Below are 20,933 nucleotides of genomic sequence, written 5' to 3'. Positions count from 1 at the left end.
CGGCCTCAGAGCCACCCGGAGCGCTTGAACCTCGTCCAGAGGAACCAGCAGGCCCCGACCATCGCCGCGAGGACGACGAAGTAGCCGTAGTGGTACTCCGTGCCGTCGACGTTGACGCTTGCCACGAGCTCGGGCATGACCTCGAAGTTCATCCCGTAGATGCCGGCGATCATGGTCGGCACGGCCGCGATGGCCACCCAGGCGGAGATCTTGCGCATGTCGGCGTTCTGCTGGACCGAGACGCTGGTGAGGTGGGCGGCGAGGATGTCCGAGAGGAGCCGGTCGTAGGCCTCGATGTGGTCGTTGACGTGGCGCAGGTGGTCGGCCACGTCGCGGAACAAGTGGCGGATGTCGACGTGCAGGTCACGTCCTGCGCCGCGGTCCATGTAGGTGGCCAGCGCGTCCGCGAGCGGCCAGCTCGCCCGTTTGAACTCGAGGACCTCGCGCTTGAGCCGGTAGATCGTGTTGGCGTCCCCGACCCCGTCCTCGGCCAGGACCTGCGCCTCGATGTCGTCGAGGTCGATGCTCAGCTCCCGGTCGACGAAGACGTAGTGGTCCACCACGGAGTCCATCACGGCGTGGAGCACGGCGAGCGGCCCATGCTCGAGCCGGTCGGGCTCGAGCTCGAGGCGCTGGCGCACGTCACGCAGCGGGTTGCCCTCGCCGCGCCGGACGGTGACGACGAAGCGGTCGCCGATGAAGAGCATCAGCTCGCCGGTCTCGATGTCGCTCGTCTCGTCGATGTAGCGCAGGGTCTTGAGCACGACGAACACGGAGCGTTCGTACTGCTCGATCTTGGCGCGCTGGTTGCCGGTCACGGCGTCCTCGACGGCGAGCGGGTGCAGGCCGAGCTCGCGGTTGACGAGGGCGAACTCCTCGTCGGTGGGGTCCTTCAGACCGATCCACAGGAACCCCTCGGCGCCCGCGCGAAGCCGCCCCAGCTCGTCGCTGAGGTCCCCGCACTCGACGCGCTCTCCCCGGCGGTAGATGGCCTGGTCCACGATCACAGCCCTACTCCACCACAAGGCGATGCCGTATGCCGCTGGGCTGGGTCGGCGCGTCTACGCTGGCCGGGTGCCCACTGTCCTCTTCGTCCGCCACGGCCGCTCCAGCGCCAACACGGCAGGCGTGCTGGCCGGATGGACCCCGGGGGTCTTCCTCGACGAGGCGGGAGAGGCGCAGGCGACCCGCGTCGGCGAGTCGATCGCGGCGGCGGGGATCGAGGTGGCGCACCTCGTGTCCTCACCGTTGGACCGCTGCCTGCAGACGGCTGACCGGATCGCCGACGAGCTGGGGCCCCTGTCGCGCTCGGTGCACCCCGGGCTGGGGGAGTGCCACTACGGGGCCTGGACCGGGCGGGCACTGCGGGACCTCGTCAGTGAGCCGCTCTGGGAGGTGGTCCAGGACCGGCCGAGCGAGGCTCGCTTCCCCGCCTCGGACGCCTTCCGTGCCGAGTCGCTCGCCGAGGTCCAGGAGCGGGCCCTCAGCGCCGTGCGGGAGACCGACGCCCACGTGCTCGAGCAGCACGGACCCGAGGCAGTGTGGGTGGCGGTGTCGCACGGGGACGTGATCAAGGCGGTCCTGGCCCACGCTGCGGGGGCGCGTCTCGACGACTTCCAGCGGTTCGTCGTCGACCCCGGCTCGGTCAGCGTCGTGCACTACACGCCGCGGCGGCCGTTCCTCGTCCGGCTCAACGACATCGGCGGCGACCTGCGTGCCGTCCGGCCCGCGACGGCGCCGGGGCGCGACGGAGACGCAGCTGTCGGGGGCGGTGCCGGCGCCCCCGACACCCCGTCCGCTGCGCCTGCGGACGCACCGGGGCGGGCCGACGAGGTCGGATAGGGTCGACGGCATGACGTTCCAGGACTTCGACCCGGTGGCGCGCTTCGTCGCGGGCACGGTCGGACCCGCGGGCAACCGGACGTTCTACCTCCAGGCGACCGATGGCCGGCGGGTCGTCACCGTCGCGGTGGAGAAGGAGCAGGTCTCGATCCTCGCCGACCGGATCAATGACGTGCTCGACCAGCTCGCCCCGGCGGCGGCGATCGAGCCGGGCGAGCCGGGCGGCGCGCCGGAGGACACGGAGCCGCTCCAGACGCCCTTCGAGGAGGACTGGCGCGTCCAGACCCTGTCGCTGGCCTGGGACGAGGAGCACCAGCGGCTCGTCATCGAGTGCCACGACCACGATCCCGACGAGCTGCCGGGGGAGGCCGAGGTGGATCCCCCGATCGGAGAGGGCCTCGAGGGATCGCCCTTCGCGCGCAACTCACTCCGGGTGTCGCTCGACCCCGCACAGGCGCGTGCCTTCGCCCGGCGGACCATGACGGTCGTCCGGGCCGGCCGACCGCCGTGCCCCTTCTGCGGTCGGCCCCTCGACCCGTCAGGGCACATCTGCCCCCGGGCCAATGGCTACCGCCGCTGACGGAGCGCTCCCGCCGCGCGGGGCAGCGGCGCACGACCAGGCCCTGCTCGGCGAGCTGGAGGTGGTCGGGCGGGTCACGTCGTCCTCCAACGTCGCCCTGCTGGTCCGCCTCGTCGCGGGTGACGGCGCCTACGGCATCTACAAGCCGGTGCGGGGCGAGCAGCCGCTCTGGGACTTCCCCGAGGGCACCCTGGCCGGCCGCGAAGTGGCTGCGCACCTCGTCTCGGAGGCAGGGGGCTGGCACGTCGTCCCGCCGACCGTCCTGCGCGACGGCCCGTTGGGGACCGGCTCCGTCCAGCGCTGGGTCGGCGACCCGTTCGCGCCCGTACCGGACGACGAGGTCGTCGACCTCGTCCCCGGCGATGCGGTGCCCACGGGCTGGTTGCCCACGTTCACCGGTGAGACGGTGACGGGTGAGCCGGTCACCGTCGTCCACGCCGCGACCGACGACGTCCGGGCGCTCGCCGTGCTCGACGCCGTGATCAACAACTCCGACCGCAAGGGCTCGCACTGCCTGCGCGACGCCACCGGCCGGCTCTGGGCGATCGACCACGGCGTCACCTTCCACGCGACCCCCAAGCTGCGGACGGTCCTCTGGGGCTGGGCCGGCGAGCCGCTGACGGACGCCGACCTCGCGCGACTCGAGCGGCTGCAGGGCACGCTGGACGACCGCGACGAAGGACTGGGCGAGGCGCTGGAGCTCCTCCTGCCGCACGAGGACGTGGCCGCCCTCCGGGAGCGGGTCGCCCGTCTGCTCCGCCTGCGGCGGCACCCGCGCCCGAGCCCGGGCTGGCCCGCCGTCCCGTGGCCGCCGCTCTGAGGGGATGCGCGGCCGGCCGGCCGGCTGCGGATAGAGTCTGCGCGTGAAGAGTTGGCCCGCACCGTTCGTCCCCCAGGTCCCAGGTCGCTCACCTGAGGTCCGCGTCAAGGACACGGTCTCCGGCGAGCTCCTCCCCGCCGCGCTCGGGGACACGTCCTCGGTCTACGTCTGCGGCATCACGCCCTACGACGCGACCCACCTGGGTCACGCCGCGACGTACCTGACGTTCGACCTGCTCGTCCGCGCGCTGCGCGACAGCGGTGTCGCCGTCCGCTACGTGCAGAACATCACCGACATCGACGACCCCCTCCTCGAGCGGGCCGACCGCGACGGGATCCCCTGGGAGGACCTCGCCACCCGCGAGATCGGCCTCTTCCGCGAGGACATGACCGCCCTCGCCGTGCTGCCCCCGGACGAGTACCTCGGGGCCGTCGAGAGCATCCCGACCTTCATCGCCCCCATCGAGCAGCTGCTCGCGTCAGGGGACGCCTACCTCGTGCCGGCCCCGGACGCCTCCCGGCCAGGGGCTCACGACGTCTACTTCGACGTCAGCCGGGACCCGAAGTTCGGCTCGGTCAGCCAGCTCGACGAGGCCGGCATGCTCGAGGTCTTCGCCGAGCGCGGCGGCGACCCGGACCGCGAGGGCAAGCGCAACCGGCTCGACGCCCTCCTGTGGCGCGCCCACCGTGAGGGAGAGCCCGAGTGGGACGGCGGCCCGCTCGGTCCGGGCCGACCTGGCTGGCACATCGAGTGCGCCTGCATCGCCTGCACCCACCTCGGCCTGCCGATCGACGTGCAGGGCGGCGGTTCCGACCTCGTCTTCCCGCACCACGAGATGAGCGCTGCGCACGCCCGCGCCTTCAGCGGCACGACCACCTTCGCCCGGACCTACGTCCATCAGGGCATGGTCGGCCTCGACGGCGAGAAGATGAGCAAGAGCAAGGGCAACCTCGTCTTCGTCTCCGAGCTGCGCCGCGCCGGCGTCGACCCGATGGCGATCCGGCTCGCCCTGCTCGCCCGGCACCACGCGAGCGACTGGATCTGGCAGGAAAGCGACCTCACCGCCGCGCAGGAGCGGCTCGCCACCTGGCGCCGAGCCCTCTCCGGCAACGGCGGCCCGCCCGCCGAGGACACCGTCGCGCAGATCCGTGCCGCCCTCGCCGACGACCTCGACAGTCCCCGGGCGCTCGCCTCCGTCGACCGGTGGGCCGACGAGGCGCTCGCGCGGGGCGGCGACGACGCCGGGGCGCCCGGTCTGCTGGCCCGTGCCATCGACGCCCTCCTCGGCGTCCGGCTCTGAATCTGCGGTAGGAGCGGCGGCCACGGCCGGCTGGGAGCGAGCCCAGCGGCATACGGCAGCAGGAAGCCAGCCCGACGCCGCAGGTCAGCGGCCGCCCTGGTCGTCGTCCCGACCCCGCAGGTAGCGCTCGAACTCCCGCGCGATCGCGTCGCCGGTCGCCTCGGGCAGCTGGGCCGTGTCCTGGGCCTCCTCGAGGGACTGGACGTACTCGGCGACCTCCTCGTCCGACTGGGCCAGCTCGTCGACCCCGCGCTCCCACGCGCGGGCGTTCTCCTCCAGCTCGCCGTGCTCGATCGTCACCCCGAGCAGGGACTCGATGCGCCGCAGCAGGCTCAGCGTCGCCTTCGGCGAGGGCGAGCCCCCCGCGTAGTGCGGCACCGCGGCCCACGCCGACACCGTCGGCACACCCGCGTCGCTCGCCGTCGCGCTGAGCACCCCGACGATGCCGGTCGGACCCTCGTAGCGGCTCGCCTCGACGTCGAACCGGTGGATCGCCGCGTCGTCCTCCGCCGTGGCCGTCACCGGGATCGGGCGCGTGTGCGGCACGTCCGCGAGCAGGGCGCCGATCGTGACGATCGTCGACACGCCCAGCTGCTGGGCCAGCTCGAGCAGCTCCACCGAGAAGCTCCGCCACCGCATCGACGGCTCGATGCCCTGGACAAGCACGACGTCCCGGTCAAAACCCGTCTCCGTCGCGACGAGGATCCGCGTTGTCGGCCACGACAGGACCCGCCGGCCGTCCTCGATGCCGACGCGGGGCCGGTTGACCTGGAAGTCGTAGTAGTCCTCCGGGTCGAACGCCGCGACCAGCTCGGCATCCCAGACCTCGGCCAGGTGCCGGACGACGGCGCTCGCCGCCTCGCCCGCGTCGTTCCAGCCCTCGAAGGCCGCGATGAGCACCGGGTCGACGAGATCCGGGACGTCCTCGAACTCCAGCACGGCCTCTCCTCTCAGCGGGGCGGACGTGCCCCTGCATCTCACCTTATGCCGCGGGGACGGTCTGCCACAGGAAGCTGCGGAGGGCCAACGGCGACCACTCCTCGGCCACGGAAGGGACGACGGCGCCGATCTCCCTAGAATTGGGGATCCTGCCCACCCTCCCGGAGAGAAACCGTGACCCAGTCCCGAGCACACCGTCCCGACGCCACCGAGATCCTCGCAGCCACCATGCGCGAGCGCATCATGGTGCTCGACGGCGCGATGGGCACCGCCATCCAGCGGGACCGGCCGGACGAGGCGGGCTACCGCGGCGAGCGCTTCGCCGACTGGCCGACCGACCTGCAGGGCAACAACGACCTGCTCACGCTGACCCAGCCCGACCTCATCGCCCAGATCCACCGGGACTACCTCGAGGCCGGCGCCGACATCATCGAGACCAACACCTTCAACGCCAACGCCATCTCACTCGGCGACTACGGCATGAGCGAGCTGGCGTACGAGCTGAACTGGGCCGCTGCGCAGCTGGCCCGACGCGAGGCCGACGCCATGACGGCCCGCACCCCGGACCGGCCGCGCTGGGTTGCGGGAGCGATCGGTCCGACGACGCGCACCGCCTCGATCTCCCCGGACGTCAACGACCCGGGTGCCCGCAACGTCAGCTTCGACCAGCTCGTCGCCGCCTACTCGGAGGCGACGCGCGGGCTGCTCGATGGCGGGGTCGACCTCCTCCTCATCGAGACGATCTTCGACACGCTCAACGCCAAGGCCGCGATCTTCGCCGTGGAGAACGTCTTCGAGGAGCTGGGGCGGCGGTGGCCGGTCATCGTGTCCGGCACCATCACCGACGCGTCCGGCCGCACCCTCTCCGGGCAGGTGACGGAGGCCTTCTGGAACTCCGTGAGCCACGTCCGCCCGCTCGCGGTCGGCCTCAACTGTGCACTCGGCGCGAAGGAGTTGCGCCCTTACATCAGCGAGATGGCCCGGGTCGCCGACTGCTTCGTCTCCTGCTACCCGAACGCCGGGCTGCCCAACGCCTTCGGCGAGTACGACGAGGCCCCCGACGAGACGGCCGAGGTGATCGGCGAGTTCGCCACCGCCGGCTTCGTCAACCTCGTCGGCGGCTGCTGCGGGACGACCCCGGAGCACATCGCCGCCATCGCCAAGGCGGTCGACGGCAAGCCCGGGCACGAGGTGTGGCCGGCCGCTCCCGCCATGCACCTGTCCGGTCTCGAGCCGTTCACCATCACCGACGACAGCCTCTTCGTCAACGTGGGGGAGCGGACCAACATCACCGGCTCGGCGCGCTTCCGCACCCTGATCAAGGACGGCGACTACGACACCGCGCTCTCCGTGGCGGCGCAGCAGGTGGAGAACGGCGCCCAGGTCATCGACGTCAACATGGACGAAGGGATGATCGACGGCGTCGCCGCGATGGACCGCTTCCTCAAGCTCGTCGCCAGCGAGCCCGACATCAGCCGGGTCCCGGTGATGATCGACTCGTCCAAGTGGGAGGTCATCGAGGCGGGCCTCAAGTGCGTGCAGGGCAAGGCCATCGTCAACTCCATCTCGCTCAAGGAGGGGGAGGCTCCCTTCGTCGAGCACGCCCGCCTCGTGCGCAAGTACGGCGCGGCCGCGGTCGTGATGGCCTTCGACGAGGACGGTCAGGCCGACTCCCTCGAGCGGCGCACCCAGATCTGCGCCCGCGCCTACCGCATCCTCACCGAGGAGGTCGGCTTCCCGGCCGAGGACATCATCTTCGACCCCAACGTCTTCGCCGTGGCCACCGGCATCGAGGAGCACGCCTCCTACGGCCGCGACTTCATCGAGGCGACCCGCTGGATCAAGGAGAACCTTCCCGGTGCCAAGGTCTCCGGCGGGATCTCCAACGTCTCCTTCTCGTTCCGGGGCAACAACCCGGTCCGCGAGGCCATCCACGCGGTCTTCCTCTACCACGCGATCGCCGCGGGGCTCGACATGGGCATCGTCAACGCCGGCGCGCTCGCCGTCTACGACGAGATCGACGCCGAGCTGCGGGACCGGATCGAGGACGTCGTCCTCAACCGTCGCGCCGACGCGGCCGAGCGGCTGCTCGAGATCGCCGAGCGCTACAACCGGGCCGCGGGCGCGGAGGCCGTCGCCGAGGACGAGTGGCGGGCGCTGCCGGTCCGGGAGCGGATCACCCACTCCCTCGTCAAGGGCGTCGACGCCCACATCGAGGACGACACCGAGCTCCTCCGGGAGGAGATCGCCGCGGCAGGCGGGCGGCCCATCGAGGTCATCGAGGGTCCGCTCATGGACGGCATGAACGTCGTCGGCGACCTCTTCGGCGCGGGCAAGATGTTCCTCCCGCAGGTGGTCAAGAGCGCGCGCGTCATGAAGAAGGCGGTGGCCTACCTCATCCCCTACATCGAGGAGGAGAAGGCCAAGGACCCCGAGCTGGCCAAGCAGAAGGACACCAACGGCACCATCGTCATGGCGACCGTCAAGGGAGACGTCCACGACATCGGCAAGAACATCGTGGGCGTGGTCCTCCAGTGCAACAACTACGAGGTCATCGACCTCGGCGTCATGGTGCCCGCCCAGAAGATCCTCGACGCGGCCAGGGAGCACGACGCCGACCTCATCGGGCTCTCCGGCCTGATCACCCCGTCGCTCGACGAGATGGTCGGGTTCGCCGCCGAGATGCAGCGCCAGGGCTTCGAGATCCCCCTGCTCATCGGCGGGGCGACGACCTCGCGGGCCCACACGGCCGTCAAGGTCGACCCGAAGTACGACGGTCCGGTCGTCTGGGTCAAGGACGCCTCGCGCTCCGTGCCGACCGCGGCCGCCCTGCTCAGCGCCGAACAGCGGCCGCGGCTCATGGCCGACGTCAAGGCCGACTACGACGCCCTGCGGACCCGTCACGCCGCCAAGCACGACCGACCCCTGCTGACGCTCGAGCAGGCCCGCGCCAACGCGACGCCGCTCTCGTGGGAGGGCTACCACCCGCCCCGTCCGCACCTGCTCCTGCAGCAGGAGAAGGACGTGTCGCCGGTCGTCTGGCATCAGGGGAGCACCCAGCACGTTCGGGTCTACAAGCACTACCCGATCGAGGAGCTGCGGCGCTACATCGACTGGCAGCCCTTCTTCAACGCGTGGGAGCTGAAGGGGTCCTTCCCCGACATCCTCAACAACCCCGCGAGCGGCCAGGCGGCCCGCAAGCTCTACGACGACGCGCAGGCCATGATCGACCGCGTCATCGCGGAGGACTGGCTGACGGCCAACGCGGTGGTCGGGCTGTTCCCCGCCAACTCCGTGGGCGACGACACCGAGGTCTACCTCGACGAGCACCGCGACCAGCCCGTCGCGGTCCTCCATCACCTGCGCCAGCAGGGCGAGCACCGCGGCGGGATCCCCAACCGGAGCCTCGCGGACTACGTCGCGCCGCGCTCGACGGGCCTGCGCGACTACGTCGGCGCGTTCGCCGTGACGGCCGGCCTCGGCAGCCAGGAGCGGGTCGCGGCCTTCCGCGCCGAGCTGGACGACTACAACGCCATCCTGCTCGAGTCCGTGGCCGACCGGCTCGCGGAGGCCTTCGCCGAGCGGATGCACGAGAAGGTCCGCAAGGAGCTGTGGGGCTATGCGCCCGACGAGCACCTCGACAACTCCGGCCTCATCAAGGAGGAGTACCAGGGCATCCGGCCGGCACCCGGCTATCCCGCGTGCCCCGAGCACACCGAGAAGGAGACGCTCTGGCAGCTCCTCGACGTCGAGGCGCACACGGGCATCAAGCTGACCGACGGAATGGCCATGTGGCCGGGAGCGTCGGTGTCGGGCTGGTACTTCTCGCACCCCGAGTCGCAGTACTTCGTCGTCGGCCGGCTCGGGCGCGACCAGGTGGCCGACTACGCAGCGCGCAAGGGATGGTCGCTCGCCAAGGCGGAACGCTGGCTCTCGTCCAACCTCGCCTACGACCCGGAGGACTGAGGCGATGCCACGGGTCGGGCAGCCGGGCCTTCCTGCCGCGGTCCTCTGGGACATGGACGGCACCCTCGTCGACACCGAGCCCTACTGGATCGCGGCCGAGCACGAGCTGGTCGCGGCCCACGGTGGAGAGTGGAGCGACGAGCTGGCCCACCGGCTCGTCGGCAACGCCCTCGACGTGTCGGCGCAGGTCATCATCGACCTCACCGGGATCCGGCTCTCCGTGCCGGAGGTCATCGACGGGCTCCTGCACCGGGTCATCGAGCAGGTAGAGGTCTCCGTGCCCTGGCGCCCGGGAGCCCGCGAGCTCCTCGAGGAGCTCGTGGGCCTCGGGGTACCGAACGTCCTCGTGACCATGTCGTGGCGCAACCTCGCCGAGACGGTCGTCCGCAGGTTGCCGGGCGGGTCGTTCGCCCACCTGGTCACGGGTGACGCGGTCACACGGGGCAAGCCGCACCCGGAGCCCTACCTGCTCGCGGCCCGGCTCGTGGGCGCGGACCCGGCCGACTGTGTCGCGATCGAGGACTCACCGACGGGGGTGGCGTCCGCAACCGCGGCCGGGGTGCCGACCATCGCCATCCCGCACATCGTGCCCGTGCCCGAGACGCCGGGCGCGGTGACGCTTCCGACCCTGTCGGGACTCACGGCTGCAGACCTCAGGGCCGTGGCCACCGGGGTCTCGCGCGTGGGCTCCTCCGTCTCGGGGCCGTGACGCAGCTCCGAGCCGTATGCCGCTGGGCCGGCCGCCGCTCTCAGCCTCCGGGCCGCACCAGCCCCGCCTCGTAGGCGAGGACGACCGCCTGGACGCGGTCTCGCAGGTCGAGCTTGCCGAGGACGTGGCCGACATGCGTCTTGACGGTGGCCTCCGACAGGAAGAGCTTCCGGGCGATCTCCGCGTTGGAGGCGCCGGTGGCCAGCTCGAGGAGGACGTCCTGCTCGCGGGCGGTCAGCGCGTCGATGACGGACTGGGCGCGAGCCCCGTCAGGCGGCGGTGAGGTGACGAGGTGCTCGATGAGTCGCCTCGTCGTCGCAGGGGAGACGACGGCGTGCCCGGCGTGCACCACCCGGATCGCATCGAGGATGTCCTCGCCACGGGCGTCCTTGAGCAGGAAGCCACTCGCGCCCGCATGGAGGGCGGCGAATGCGTACTCGTCCAGGTCGAACGTCGTCACCACGATGATCCGCGGGGGTGCGGGCGAGGCCAGCAGCCGGCGCGTCGCCTCGATGCCGTTGACGCGCGGCATCCGGACATCCATGAGGACGACGTCGACCCGACGAGATCGGCACAGCTCCACGATGGCCACCCCGTCGTCCGCCTCGCCGACGAGATCGAGGTCGGGCTGGCTGCCCACGACCATGGCGAGCGCCGAGCGCATGAGCTCCTGGTCGTCGGCGATGGCGACCCGGATGGGGCCAGAGGACGTCACGAGGTGGTTCCTTCCGTTGGAGGGTGAACGGCGCCCGTGGGGTGGTGGCCCGCTGGAGTGGGGACGTGTGCCTCCACGATGAAACCGTCCCGGCCCGTCGGGTCCGGACCGGAATGGACGAGGGTCCCGCCCACGAGGTCGAGGCGCTCACGCATCCCGACGAGACCGCGACCAGGGATCCCGTCGGCCTCGCCCTTCTCGCGGCGGGACCCGTCATCCGAGACGCGGATCTGCAGCCGGTTGGGCAGCCAGTCGAGGGCGACCGTGGCGCTCGCGCCGGGGCCGGCGTGCTTGACGACGTTCGTCAGCGACTCCTGCACGACCCGGAAGGCCGTCAGGTCCGCGGTCGCCGGCAAGGCGTGCCGCGTGCCACGCTCGACCACGTCGACCGACAGTCCGGCCCGGCGGACCTCGTCGACGAGCCCGTCGAGCTCGTCGAGGCGAGGCTGCGGCCGGGTTGGCACGGTCTCCTCGTCGCGGAGCACCCCGAGGAGCGAGCGCAGCTCCGTGAGTGCCTGCCGGCCCTGCTCGGCGACCGTCGCGAGCACCGGCCCGGCACGGTCCGGATCGCGCCCGACCATCATCCGGCCGCCTTCGGCCTGGCCCACCATCACCGCGAGCGAGTGGGCGACGACGTCGTGCATCTCACGGGCGATCCGGCGTCGTTCGGCGGCGGCAGCCCGCTCTGCCTCCTGCTCGAGATCGGCTCGGGCCTGGACGATCGCGGTCTGGCGTTCTCGTTCGGCGCGGACGGCCCGCTCCTCGAGCGCTGCAACCCAAGCGAGACGGGTGGCGCGGTATCTGCCGAGCGACCACGCCGCCAGGACACCCGCGCTCACGGCGGCTGCGACGAACATCCGCCAGGCGAGGGCACCGGACACGGGAGTCGACACGAACTCACCGGTGTCCCACAGGCGGGCGACGGTGATGACCGCCCCGGCCAGGCTGACCCCCAGGGCGAGGGTGGGGACGGGAGCCGGGGCTCGTGCGCTGACGGTGTAGAGAACGACGAAGAAGAGCAGACCGGAGGGCAGGAGCAGCGGCGAGTAGGGGCTGCCTGCCTCGACCGCCGCCCGACCCCCGAAGTCCGGAGCGAGGGCCAGCACGAGCATGCCGGTCGACGTGGCGACGAAGCCGGCCACGGGCCAGCGGGACCTGCCCGCCACCGCCACGTGGATGATCACGAGGGCAGCCACCACGGCTGCGCGCCAGGTCCCCGCCAGGTCGGAGTCGGCCAGTGCTCCGAGGCTCGCCGTCAGCAGCAGCGCCGCCAGGGCGGCTGCGAGTGCCAGGTCGGCGAGGACGGACGCCGGCCGCGCGAGGGGCCGGTCGTCCCGGGTGGCTCGGGTCACGGACTCGATCGTAGGAGGGCGGACCCTGCGAGTGCCTCCGGGAATGCGCGCCCTGCCCCGAAAGGCGCTCAGCGGTGCTGGGCCGACCAGGCCGATGCGGTCGCCGCCTCCGCGATCGCGTCCGCCACGTCGACGTGCCCTGAGGCGATGAGTCCCGTGGTCACCCGGATGTGGGGAGTCTCGACCCGGCTGTCGACGACGAAGGGCCCACCGGGTGCCACGGCGATGCCCGCGCTGGCCAGCCGAAGCACGGCCGCGGACTCGTCCCGGACGGGCACCCAGATGTTGAGCCCGTCCGTGCCCTCGACTGCGATCCCGTGTGCAGCGAGGCGAGCCGTCACCAGACTCCGCCGGCGCGCGTACTCGGCTCGGGCCGAGCGCACCCTGGCCTGGGCCTCCGGATCGGTCAGGAGGGCGGTGAGGGCTCTCTGGAGCAGCCTGCTCGTCCAACCCTGCCCCAGGGCCCGGAGGTGGCGGATCGGGGCGAGCAAGTGGCTCGGGCCCGTCATCGCGGCGAGCCGCAGGTCCGGGCCGTAGGACTTGCTGAAGCTGCGGATGTGGACGGTCCGGTCGGGCAGCCAGGCGCCGAGGCTGAGGGCGGGGGAGGAGGCGATGTCCCCGGCCGAGTCGTCCTCGATGACGAGGCACGACGTGGACCCCAGCAGGCCGGCAAGCCGCCTGGCGCGGGTCGGCGTGAGGGAGACGCCCGTCGGGTTCTGGCCGCGGGGCTGGATGATCATGGCGGCCGGTCTGCCGGTGAGGCGGGCGGCGACGTCGTCCAGGTCGGGACCACTGTGGTCGAGGTGGACCGGCTGGACCACGACCCCGCGATCCTCCAGCAGGTCGAGCAGCACTGGGAAACCGGGACTTTCGACGATCACGTGGTCGCCCGGACGGATCAGCGTCCGGGTCACCAGGTCGAGGGCATCCATCGCCCCGTCCACGATCAGCAGGTCCTCTGCCGGGGCCGGCCAGTCAGCCAGGAGGAGGTCGCGCAGCTCGGGCAGGACCGGATCGTCGAGATAGCTGCTCGGCACGATCTGCCCGTCCAGCCGGTCGGTGAGCGGGGCCAGGTCCGGCAGGAGCGCTGGGTCCGGCACGCCTGTCGAGAGGTCGAGCCCTTGGGCTGCGTCACGCTTGAGCGCCGTGGAGTAGCGCTCGCCCCCGCGGGTGGCGGGAGCCACGGTCGTCCCGCGGCGCCCGTCGGACCGGATGGTGCCCGAGCGCGAGAGCAGCTGCCAGGCGGCGCTGACGGTGGTCGGCGAGAGCATGAGCTCCTGGGCGACGCGCCGGATCGGTGGCAGCCGGTCCCCGGGAGCCAGGGCTCCGTCGCGGATCGCGATCGAGACTGCGTGCGCGAGCCCCTTGCTCGTGGGCGAGTCGAGCCGTTCCTCGAGGGCGGAGAGAACATCGCGCATGTTTGTACTGTAGCAACAAACTCTTTGTATGGGTGACAAGTGGAACGTAATCTTTCACCCATGAACGACATCGCCTCAGCCTCCGTGCGCCCGCTCGACCACTGGATCTCCGGAGGACCCGTTGCCGGCGCCTCCAGCCGCACCTCCCCGGTCTACGACCCGGCCACGGGGCAGACCACCGCCCTGGTGCCGCTCGCCTCCGCCGCCGAGGTCGACGCAGCCATCAAGACGGCGGTCGCCGCCGCAGGGGAGTGGCGCCAGAGCTCGCTGTCCCGCCGCGCCGCAGTCCTCTTCGCATTCCGCGAGCTCCTTCACGCGCGCTCCGACGAGCTGGCGGCCATCATCACCGCCGAGCACGGCAAGGTCCTCGCCGACGCGGCCGGCGAGATCGCCCGCGGCCTCGAGAACGTCGAGTTCGCCACTGGCATCCCGCAGCTGCTCAAGGGCGGTTACAGCGAGCAGGCAGCGACGGGGGTGGACGTCTACAACGTCCGGCAGCCGCTGGGTGTGGTGGCCGGGATCACCCCGTTCAACTTCCCCGTCATGGTGCCGCTGTGGATGTGTGCCAACGCGATCGCCTGCGGCAACGCGTTCGTGCTGAAGCCGAGTGAGAAGGACCCCTCGGCCTCGCTCTTCATCGCCCAGCTGTGGAAGGAGGCAGGGCTGCCCGACGGCGTCTTCACCGTCGTCCACGGTGACAAGGAGGCGGTCGACACGATCCTCGACCACGAGGACATCGCGGCCGTCAGCTTCGTGGGCTCCACGCCCATCGCGCGCTACATCTACGAGCGCGGCACCGCCAACGGCAAGCGGGTCCAGGCCCTCGGCGGCGCGAAGAACCACGCGCTGGTGCTGCCCGACGCCGACGTCAACCTCGCGGCCGACTCCATCGTCTCGGCTGCCTATGGCGCAGCGGGTGAGCGGTGCATGGCCCTCTCCGTCGCCGTCGCGGTGGGCGAGGTGGGCGACGAGCTCGTCTCGGCGATCCAGGAGCGGCTCCCGTCGCTCAAGGTCGGTCCGGGTTCCGAGCCGGGCACCGACATGGGCCCGCTCATCACGCGTGAGCACCGCGACCGGGTGGCCGGCTACATCGGAGCGGGCGCCGAGGCCGGGGCCAAGGTCGTCGTGGACGGCCGCGAGCAGGACGTGCCGCAGGACGGCTTCTTCCTCGGGATGACGCTCCTGGACGAGGTCACCCCGGAGATGACGGTCTACACCGACGAGATCTTCGGTCCGGTCCTGTCGGTGGTGCGGGTCGCGACGTTCGACGAGGGCCTCGCCCTGATCAACTCCAACCACTACGCCAACGGCACGGCCATCTTCACCCGCGACGGGGGAGCCGCTCGCCGGTTCAAGAACGAGGTCGAGGTCGGCATGGTCGGCGTGAACGTGCCGATCCCGGTGCCGGTTGCCTACTACTCCTTCGGCGGCTGGAAGGACTCCCTCTTCGGCGACACCCACATGTACGGGCCCGAGGGGGTCAACTTCTACACGCGTGGCAAGGTCATCACGGAGCGGTGGCCGGACCCGGCGACCTCGACCGTCGACCTCGGCTTCCCGCGCACGCGCTGAGACGGAGCAGAACTCATGACAGACACGACGACCGCCACGCCTTCCTTCACCGAGCGGATGGAGGCCCTCGACGGGTCGACCGTCCGGGAGCTCGACCGTTCACACGTCTTCCACTCGTGGTCCGCCCAGGCCCTGATCGACCCGCTGCCGATCCAGCGGGCCCAGGGCTCGCACTTCTGGGACTACGACGGCAAGCGCTACCTCGACTTCAGCTCGCAACTGGTCAACATCAACATCGGCTACCAGCACCCCAAGGTCGTGGCAGCCATCCAGGAGCAGGCCGCGCGCCTGGCGACCATCCAGCCTGCCTTCGCCAACGACGCCCGCAGTGAGGCAGCCCGCCTCATCGCGCAGGTGGCCCCGCCCGGTCTCGACCGCGTCTTCTTCACCAACGGGGGCGCCGAGGCCAACGAGAACGCCATCCGCATGGCGCGCCTGCACACGGGCCGGCACAAGGTCCTCGCCACGTACCGCAGCTACCACGGTGCCACCGCGGGGTCGATCACCCTGACCGGGGACCCGCGCCGTTGGCCGTCAGAGCCCGGACAGCCCGGCGTCGTCCACTTCTGGGGCCCCTACACCTACCGGTCCGCCTTCCACTCCGAGACCGAGGAGCAGGAGCGCGACCGCGCGCTGGCCCACCTGCGGGACACGCTGATGGTCGAGGGGCCGCACACGGTCGCCGCGATCATCCTCGAGACGGTGGTGGGCACCAACGGGATCCTCGTCCCGCCGGACGGCTACCTGCAGGGGGTGCGCGCCATCTGTGACGAGTTCGGCATCATGCTCATCGCAGACGAGGTCATGGCCGGGTTCGGCCGGTGCGGCGAATGGTTCGCGGTGGACCACTGGGGTGTCGTCCCCGACCTGATCACCTTCGCCAAGGGGGTCAACTCCGGGTACGTCCCGCTCGGCGGCGTCATCATCTCGGACGCGATCGCGGCAACCTTCCAGGAGCGCGCCTACCCGGGTGGCCTCACGTACTCGGGCCACCCGCTCGCCTGCGCGTCGGCGGTCGCGTCGATCACCGCCTTCCACGAGGAAGGGATCATCGACAACGCCCGTCGGCTCGGAGCCGAGATCATCGGCCCGCGGCTTCGCGAGATCGCGGCGAAGCACCCGAGCGTCGGCGACGTCCGCGGCCTCGGCGTCTTCTGGGCCGTCGAGCTGGTCAAGGACCGGGAGACCCGCGAGCCCCTCGTGCCCTTCAACGCGGCCGGCGAGGCGGCCAAGCCGATGGCCGCCTTCGCGGGGGCCTGCAAGGAACGCGGCCTCTGGCCCTTCGTCCACTTCAACCGGACCCACATCGTGCCGCCGTGCACGACGACGCCGGAGGAGGTCGAGGAGGGCCTGGCCGTCCTCGACGCTGCCCTCGACGTCGCCGACACCTTCACCAGCTGAACCGACACCGTATGCCGCTGGGCCCGCTTCCCGGGTCCAGCGGCATACGTGCGCGGCGACCCACCCGCCGAGGACCTAGAGGACGCTGAAGCCGATGACCGGGTCGGCGGGGTCAGGAACGAGCTCGGAACCCACCGTCACCAGGAACTCGTAGCCACCCTTCGGTAGCTGCAGGACTCCGGCGCTCACCCCGTTGCCGTTCGGGTCAGTGCGCACGGTCGCCAGGGAGTGCGTCACGTCGGAGCCCACCTCCGTCGCGGTCACCTCGAACGTGCTGAGCGGCGGCAGCCCCTGGACCGTGATCCGGTAGTGCAGCCCGGTGCGCGCCTGACACCAGAAGGTCACCTGGCCACTCCCGAGGGAGCCGGGTTCGGCGGGAACCAGGCTGTCGAACACGATCCGCACGCCGGACTGCGGGCCGAACGGGCTCTCCTCGAAGGACCACGGGATGGCTTGTGGCAGGCACTTCTGCACGCCCTGCACCTGTTCCATGAAGGCGTTGGCCCCATCCGGCCACGGCCACGCGCTCGCCGCAAGGCCCTTCGGTTCCATGGTGCCGAAGTCCGCCGGTCCCTCGGGCCCCGCCCGGGCCACTCCCGTGGCCAGGCTCGAGCCAACCACCAGTGCTGCGATGACGAGGCATGCGCGCCTCACCCACACGTGGTGCATCAGCACGCCTCCGGACCGAGGGCGGACGTCGCCTTGGCGAACTCGGAGCAGCTGACTAGGCATGAGCGGGCACCTGGCTCCCGAGACCGGCTGCCTCCGGGGGTGCGAAGGCCTGGGTGCGCGGTGTCCGGTAGGCGTGGGCGAAGCCGGCCAAGGACAGCAGCAGGAGCAGCCCAGCAATGGCAAGGACCACGTTGGAACCGATGCGTGCCATGTCGCCGAGCTCTCCGAAGCCGTACGAGGTCAGGAGCGCGTTGCGCAGCATCGTTCCCTCGAACATCTTCTGGCGAACGGTGGTGACGTCGGTGAGCTTCTGCTGCAGGGCCGCGACGCTGGCGTCCTTGGCCTTCTCAGCGGCCGCGATCTCACCCCTGATGTTGCCCAGTTCGGCGCCGAGCTGGCGGTAGTTGAGGCCATCGACGTAGGCCACCTGGGTCATGCCGAGCCTCGTGGCGAGCCACGACAGGTGACCGCCGAGGTACTCGTTGCCGAAGCACTCGGCCTGCTTCCCGGTGGTGACTGCCTGACGGGCGTACGCGATGACGCAGCCGGTCCTCGCCTCGGTGAACGACTTCTCCTGGGGGAGGAGGTCCGCCAGCGCCGGGAAGGTGATGTTCTCCTGGCCGAGCTGGGACCGGACGTAGTTCTCCGAGAAGTCTGCCCGGTTGAGCAGCACGAGGGCGAGGATGACGAGCACTCCCGCCATCACCAAGGCGCCGGCGCTGACGATGAGATCCAAGGTTCGCCGTCTCATGGAAACCACTCCTGTCGGTCGGTGTTGCGGACGCCGCCGAGCCCCGAGCCGTCGTCGACGTGATGATTCAACGGTGAGGCCAGCCCGTGCGGCGCTCAAGGGGACTCCGTGCCAGGGCCGTGGCGGATCGCCGCCGGACGGGATGAGTGGTTTCCCCCACGGGGCACCGGTGCTGCGGCGTACTTTCGTCGTGTGGAACCGGGCAGCATCCGGGTGCTCGTGGTGGACGATCACGCGCTCCACCGTGAGGGCACACGACGGATCCTCGAGGAGTACGACGGCCTCGAGGTGGTCGGTGACGCCGACTCGGGTGAGGCCGCGCTGGCCCTGATCAACGAGTTGAACCCCGACGTGGTGCTGCTCGACATCCGGCTACCTGGCATCAACGGCATCGAGACCGCGCGCAGGGCACACCGGCACCACCCCGACGTGAGGATCCTGGTGGTCACCGCGTACGACGACGAGGAGTACGTGCGTGGTGCGTTCGAGGCGGGCGCAGCGGGGTACCTCAGCAAGGCGGCGCCGGGCCGGGAGCTCGTCGAAGCGGTCAGGGCCGTGGTCTCCGGGGCCACGGTGCTGGGTCCCTCGTTGTTGGGTGCGCTGCTCGCGCGCGGCGACGGCGCCTCGACTCGCTTGACCGAGCGGGAGGAGGAGGTGCTCGAGCTGCTCGCTCAGGGTCTGCACAACAAGCAGGTGGCCCTGCGCCTCGGCATCAGCGCGCGAACGGTGGAGCGGCACTGCGACAGCATCTAGGCCCCGGACTCCCGAAGGTGGCCCCAAGTGACAGGTAGCGCTCCACGATTGCCCTGGCTGCCCTTTGGTGCTTGGGTTCAGGTCTCGTCGTTGGCGAGGTGGCGGTAGATCGTGGGGCGGGTGACGCCGAACCCGGCGGCGATCTGGGCGACCGTGTAGCGGCGGCGGCCGTTGTCGTCGACCTCGTCGTACATCGCTCGTGCGAGGGCGACCTGGCGGGGGCCGAGCTTGGGTTTCTGCCCACCGGTTCGTCCTCGCGCTCGGGCGGCGGCGAGTCCGTCCTTGGTGCGTTCGGACATGAGCGCGTGTTCGAACTCGGCGATCGCTCCGAGGATCTGGAAGAACATGCAGCCGATGGCACTGGAGGTGTCGATGCCTTGGTCGAGCACGACCAGGTCGACGCCGCGCTCCTGCAGCTGGCGGCTGAGCTGGAGCAGGTGCTCGAGGGAGCGGCCGAGCCGGTCGAGCTTGGTGACGACTAGCTGGTCACCAGGCCGGTTCGCGGTCAGGAGGGCTTTGTCGAGCTCCGGCCGGCGGGCGAGCTTGCCGGAGGCGGTGTCGATGAAGATCTCGTCACACCCGGCGGCCCGCAGCGCGTCATGCTGCGCTTCGGGGTGTTGGTCGCGGGTGGAGACCCGTCCGTAGCCGATCCTCATGCTGGGAACCGTATCGGCGGTGTCCGACAACGCCCGAAAGCGTGTCATAGGCGCGGCCACGGCAACCGTTACACCGGCCTGAGCGTGGGTGTGGCACCTTTGTGTGGTGGCTCGTGAACGATCGCATCCGTACATCCAGCATCGAAACTGGTGGGCTAGCCCCAATACCGTTCAATTAAGGTTACGGCGGTGTAGTTTGGTGGCATGCCGCGTGCTGGGTGGAGGAAGCCGGTTTCCGATCGTCGCCTGTCCGATCTGGTGTCGGTCGGGGTACTGACGCGGGTGTTCCCGCCGGAGCTGGTCGATGAGGTGATCGAGGCGTCGGGTCGGACGCAGCAGCGCCACCGGTCGTTGCCGGCCCGGGTGATGGCCTACTTCGCGATCGGGATTGGGCTGTATTCGGAGGGCTCGTACGAGGACGTGCTCGCGCAGTTGACGGACGGGCTGTCGTGGGCCTCGGGTTGGCGCGAGTCGTACGTGCTGCCAAGCAAGTCCGCGATCTTCCAGGCTCGGGCCCGGCTCGGGCCGGAGCCGTTGGCGGCGTTGTTCGCCCGGGCCGCGGTGCCGTTGGCGACCCCGGACATGCCGGGCGCGTTCCTGGCGGGGCGGCGCCTGGTCGCCATCGACGGGACCTGCCTGGACGTGGCCGACACGCCCGAGAACGCCGAGTTCTTCTCCCGGCCAGGGGTGAACAAGGGCGAGCAGGCAGCCTTCCCCCAGGCCCGGGTGGTGGCCGTGGCCGAGTGCGGCACGCACGCGGTCATCGACGCCGTCCTCGGCCCGTACCGCCGGTCCGAACCGGCGCTGGCCGAGGAGCTGGTCGCCCGGCTGGGGCCCGGGATGCTCGTCATCGCCGATCGTGGCTTCTTCTCGTACGCGTTGTGGCGCAAGGCGATCACCACCGGCGCGGACCTGTTGTGGCGGGTCCGCACCGACCAGTCAGCCCCGAAACCCGAGCACCTGCAGGACCTGGCGGAAGGGTCGTGGCTGGCGCACCTGCGCCGCTCCACCCCGGCCGCCGAACGCCGCGCCGAACCGATGCTGGTCCGGGTGGTCGACTACACCATCGACGACGGGCGCGAGCACGCCGGCACGTACCGGCTCTTCACGACACTGACCGACCCCGCCGAGGCAACCGCCGAGCAGCTCGCCGCCGCCTACACCCGACGGTGGGAGATCGAGTCCGTCTTCGACGAGCTCAAGACACACCAGCGCGGACCACGGACCGTGCTGCGCTCGAAGTCCCCCGACCTTGTCCTGCAGGAGATCTGGGGCCACCTGTGCTGCCACTACGCCATCCGGGCCCTGATGACCGACGCCGCCCTACACGCCGGACACGACCCCGACCGGGTCAGCTTCGTCGCCGCGCTGAGGACCACGAGAGCCACCCTCGCCCAGCCGGGCGCCTTTTCCCCCCTGACCAGCACGCCCGAGACAGCCCGGGATGGGCGTGGTTCGTACACAGACTGATCCGTCGGCTCAACCCT

Annotated in this window: 18 protein-coding genes; 10 read left to right on the top strand and 8 right to left on the bottom strand. The window is 71.0% G+C overall.

Annotated elements, in window-relative coordinates:
• Positions 1–5: 5 nt before the first annotated feature.
• The gene (locus OO014_RS09470; RefSeq protein ID WP_272462060.1) at positions 6–1,007 is read right to left on the bottom strand and encodes a magnesium and cobalt transport protein CorA; all 1,002 of its coding nucleotides are present in this window, start codon (positions 1,005–1,007) and stop codon (positions 6–8) included.
• 67 nt (positions 1,008–1,074) lie between these two features.
• On the opposite strand from OO014_RS09470, the gene OO014_RS09465 reads away from it, so the two are divergent.
• Genes OO014_RS09465 through mshC form a run of 4 tightly spaced genes read left to right on the top strand, consistent with a single transcriptional unit; the run spans position 1,075 to position 4,542 of the window.
• Positions 1,075–1,842 (top strand): MSMEG_4193 family putative phosphomutase, encoded by a 768-nt coding sequence (locus tag OO014_RS09465; protein WP_272462059.1) that lies wholly within the window; start codon positions 1,075–1,077, stop codon positions 1,840–1,842.
• A 10-nt stretch (positions 1,843–1,852) separates the two neighbouring features.
• On the top strand, positions 1,853–2,422 hold the full coding sequence (locus OO014_RS09460) for a DUF3090 domain-containing protein (protein WP_272462058.1): 570 nt from the start codon (positions 1,853–1,855) through the stop codon (positions 2,420–2,422).
• Entirely contained in the window at positions 2,406–3,242 is an 837-nt protein-coding gene (locus OO014_RS09455) for an SCO1664 family protein (protein WP_272462057.1), read from the top strand. The genes OO014_RS09460 and OO014_RS09455 overlap by 17 nt, the downstream gene beginning before the upstream one ends.
• A 43-nt stretch (positions 3,243–3,285) precedes the next feature.
• A complete protein-coding gene (mshC, locus tag OO014_RS09450; RefSeq protein ID WP_272462056.1) occupies positions 3,286–4,542 on the top strand; it encodes a cysteine--1-D-myo-inosityl 2-amino-2-deoxy-alpha-D-glucopyranoside ligase in 1,257 nt (418 codons plus the stop codon).
• A gap of 84 nt (positions 4,543–4,626) precedes the next feature.
• On the opposite strand, the gene OO014_RS09445 is transcribed toward mshC, so the two are convergent.
• Positions 4,627–5,481 (bottom strand): PAC2 family protein, encoded by an 855-nt coding sequence (locus OO014_RS09445; protein ID WP_272462055.1) that lies wholly within the window; start codon positions 5,479–5,481, stop codon positions 4,627–4,629.
• A 228-nt stretch (positions 5,482–5,709) separates the two neighbouring features.
• On the opposite strand from OO014_RS09445, the gene metH reads away from it, so the two are divergent.
• Positions 5,710–9,447: a methionine synthase gene (gene metH, locus OO014_RS09440; RefSeq protein ID WP_420485494.1), complete on the top strand. Its 3,738-nt coding sequence runs from the start codon at positions 5,710–5,712 to the stop codon at positions 9,445–9,447.
• Positions 9,448–9,451: 4 nt separating this feature from the next.
• Positions 9,452–10,156: an HAD family hydrolase gene (locus OO014_RS09435; protein ID WP_272462053.1), complete on the top strand. Its 705-nt coding sequence runs from the start codon at positions 9,452–9,454 to the stop codon at positions 10,154–10,156.
• A 40-nt stretch (positions 10,157–10,196) separates the two neighbouring features.
• On the opposite strand, the gene OO014_RS09430 is transcribed toward OO014_RS09435, so the two are convergent.
• From OO014_RS09430 to OO014_RS09420, 3 genes are all read right to left on the bottom strand, one after another.
• Positions 10,197–10,871, bottom strand: a complete 675-nt coding sequence (locus tag OO014_RS09430) for a response regulator (RefSeq protein ID WP_272462052.1) — start codon at positions 10,869–10,871, stop codon at positions 10,197–10,199.
• Entirely contained in the window at positions 10,868–12,223 is a 1,356-nt protein-coding gene (locus tag OO014_RS09425) for a sensor histidine kinase (protein ID WP_272462051.1), read from the bottom strand. Before OO014_RS09425 ends, OO014_RS09430 begins: the two co-directional genes overlap by 4 nt.
• Before the next feature lie 68 nt (positions 12,224–12,291).
• Complete coding sequence (locus OO014_RS09420) at positions 12,292–13,641, bottom strand: PLP-dependent aminotransferase family protein (RefSeq protein WP_272462050.1); 1,350 nt, start codon at positions 13,639–13,641, stop codon at positions 12,292–12,294.
• A gap of 60 nt (positions 13,642–13,701) precedes the next feature.
• Between OO014_RS09420 and OO014_RS09415 the strand changes: the two genes are divergently transcribed.
• Together OO014_RS09415 and OO014_RS09410 are read left to right on the top strand one after the other, a co-directional pair.
• The gene (locus OO014_RS09415; protein ID WP_272462049.1) at positions 13,702–15,213 is read left to right on the top strand and encodes a CoA-acylating methylmalonate-semialdehyde dehydrogenase; all 1,512 of its coding nucleotides are present in this window, start codon (positions 13,702–13,704) and stop codon (positions 15,211–15,213) included.
• 15 nt (positions 15,214–15,228) lie between these two features.
• Positions 15,229–16,614, top strand: coding sequence for an aspartate aminotransferase family protein (locus OO014_RS09410; protein WP_272462048.1), 1,386 nt, complete (start codon positions 15,229–15,231; stop codon positions 16,612–16,614).
• A gap of 75 nt (positions 16,615–16,689) precedes the next feature.
• Here OO014_RS09410 and OO014_RS09405 read toward each other — a convergent pair whose 3' ends face one another.
• Positions 16,690–17,268 (bottom strand): hypothetical protein, encoded by a 579-nt coding sequence (locus tag OO014_RS09405; protein ID WP_272462047.1) that lies wholly within the window; start codon positions 17,266–17,268, stop codon positions 16,690–16,692.
• A 70-nt stretch (positions 17,269–17,338) separates the two neighbouring features.
• Positions 17,339–18,037 carry a hypothetical protein gene (locus OO014_RS09400; RefSeq protein ID WP_272462046.1) on the bottom strand — a complete coding sequence of 233 codons (699 nt, stop codon included), beginning with the start codon at positions 18,035–18,037 and terminating at the stop codon, positions 17,339–17,341.
• A 192-nt stretch (positions 18,038–18,229) separates the two neighbouring features.
• Here OO014_RS09400 and OO014_RS09395 point away from each other — a divergent pair, with 192 nt between their 5' ends.
• Positions 18,230–18,790, top strand: a complete 561-nt coding sequence (locus OO014_RS09395; protein ID WP_272462045.1) for a response regulator transcription factor — start codon at positions 18,230–18,232, stop codon at positions 18,788–18,790.
• A 77-nt stretch (positions 18,791–18,867) separates the two neighbouring features.
• Here OO014_RS09395 and OO014_RS09390 read toward each other — a convergent pair whose 3' ends face one another.
• Complete coding sequence (locus OO014_RS09390) at positions 18,868–19,446, bottom strand: recombinase family protein (RefSeq protein ID WP_272462044.1); 579 nt, start codon at positions 19,444–19,446, stop codon at positions 18,868–18,870.
• 204 nt (positions 19,447–19,650) lie between these two features.
• On the opposite strand from OO014_RS09390, the gene OO014_RS09385 reads away from it, so the two are divergent.
• Positions 19,651–20,916: an IS4 family transposase gene (locus OO014_RS09385; protein ID WP_272462043.1), complete on the top strand. Its 1,266-nt coding sequence runs from the start codon at positions 19,651–19,653 to the stop codon at positions 20,914–20,916.
• The last annotated feature ends 17 nt before the right edge of the window (positions 20,917–20,933 follow it).

Source organism: Intrasporangium calvum (assembly GCF_028446585.1).
Classification (GTDB): Bacteria; Actinomycetota; Actinomycetes; order Actinomycetales; family Dermatophilaceae; genus Intrasporangium; species Intrasporangium calvum_A.
This window is presented reverse-complemented; position numbering and strand designations above follow the sequence as displayed.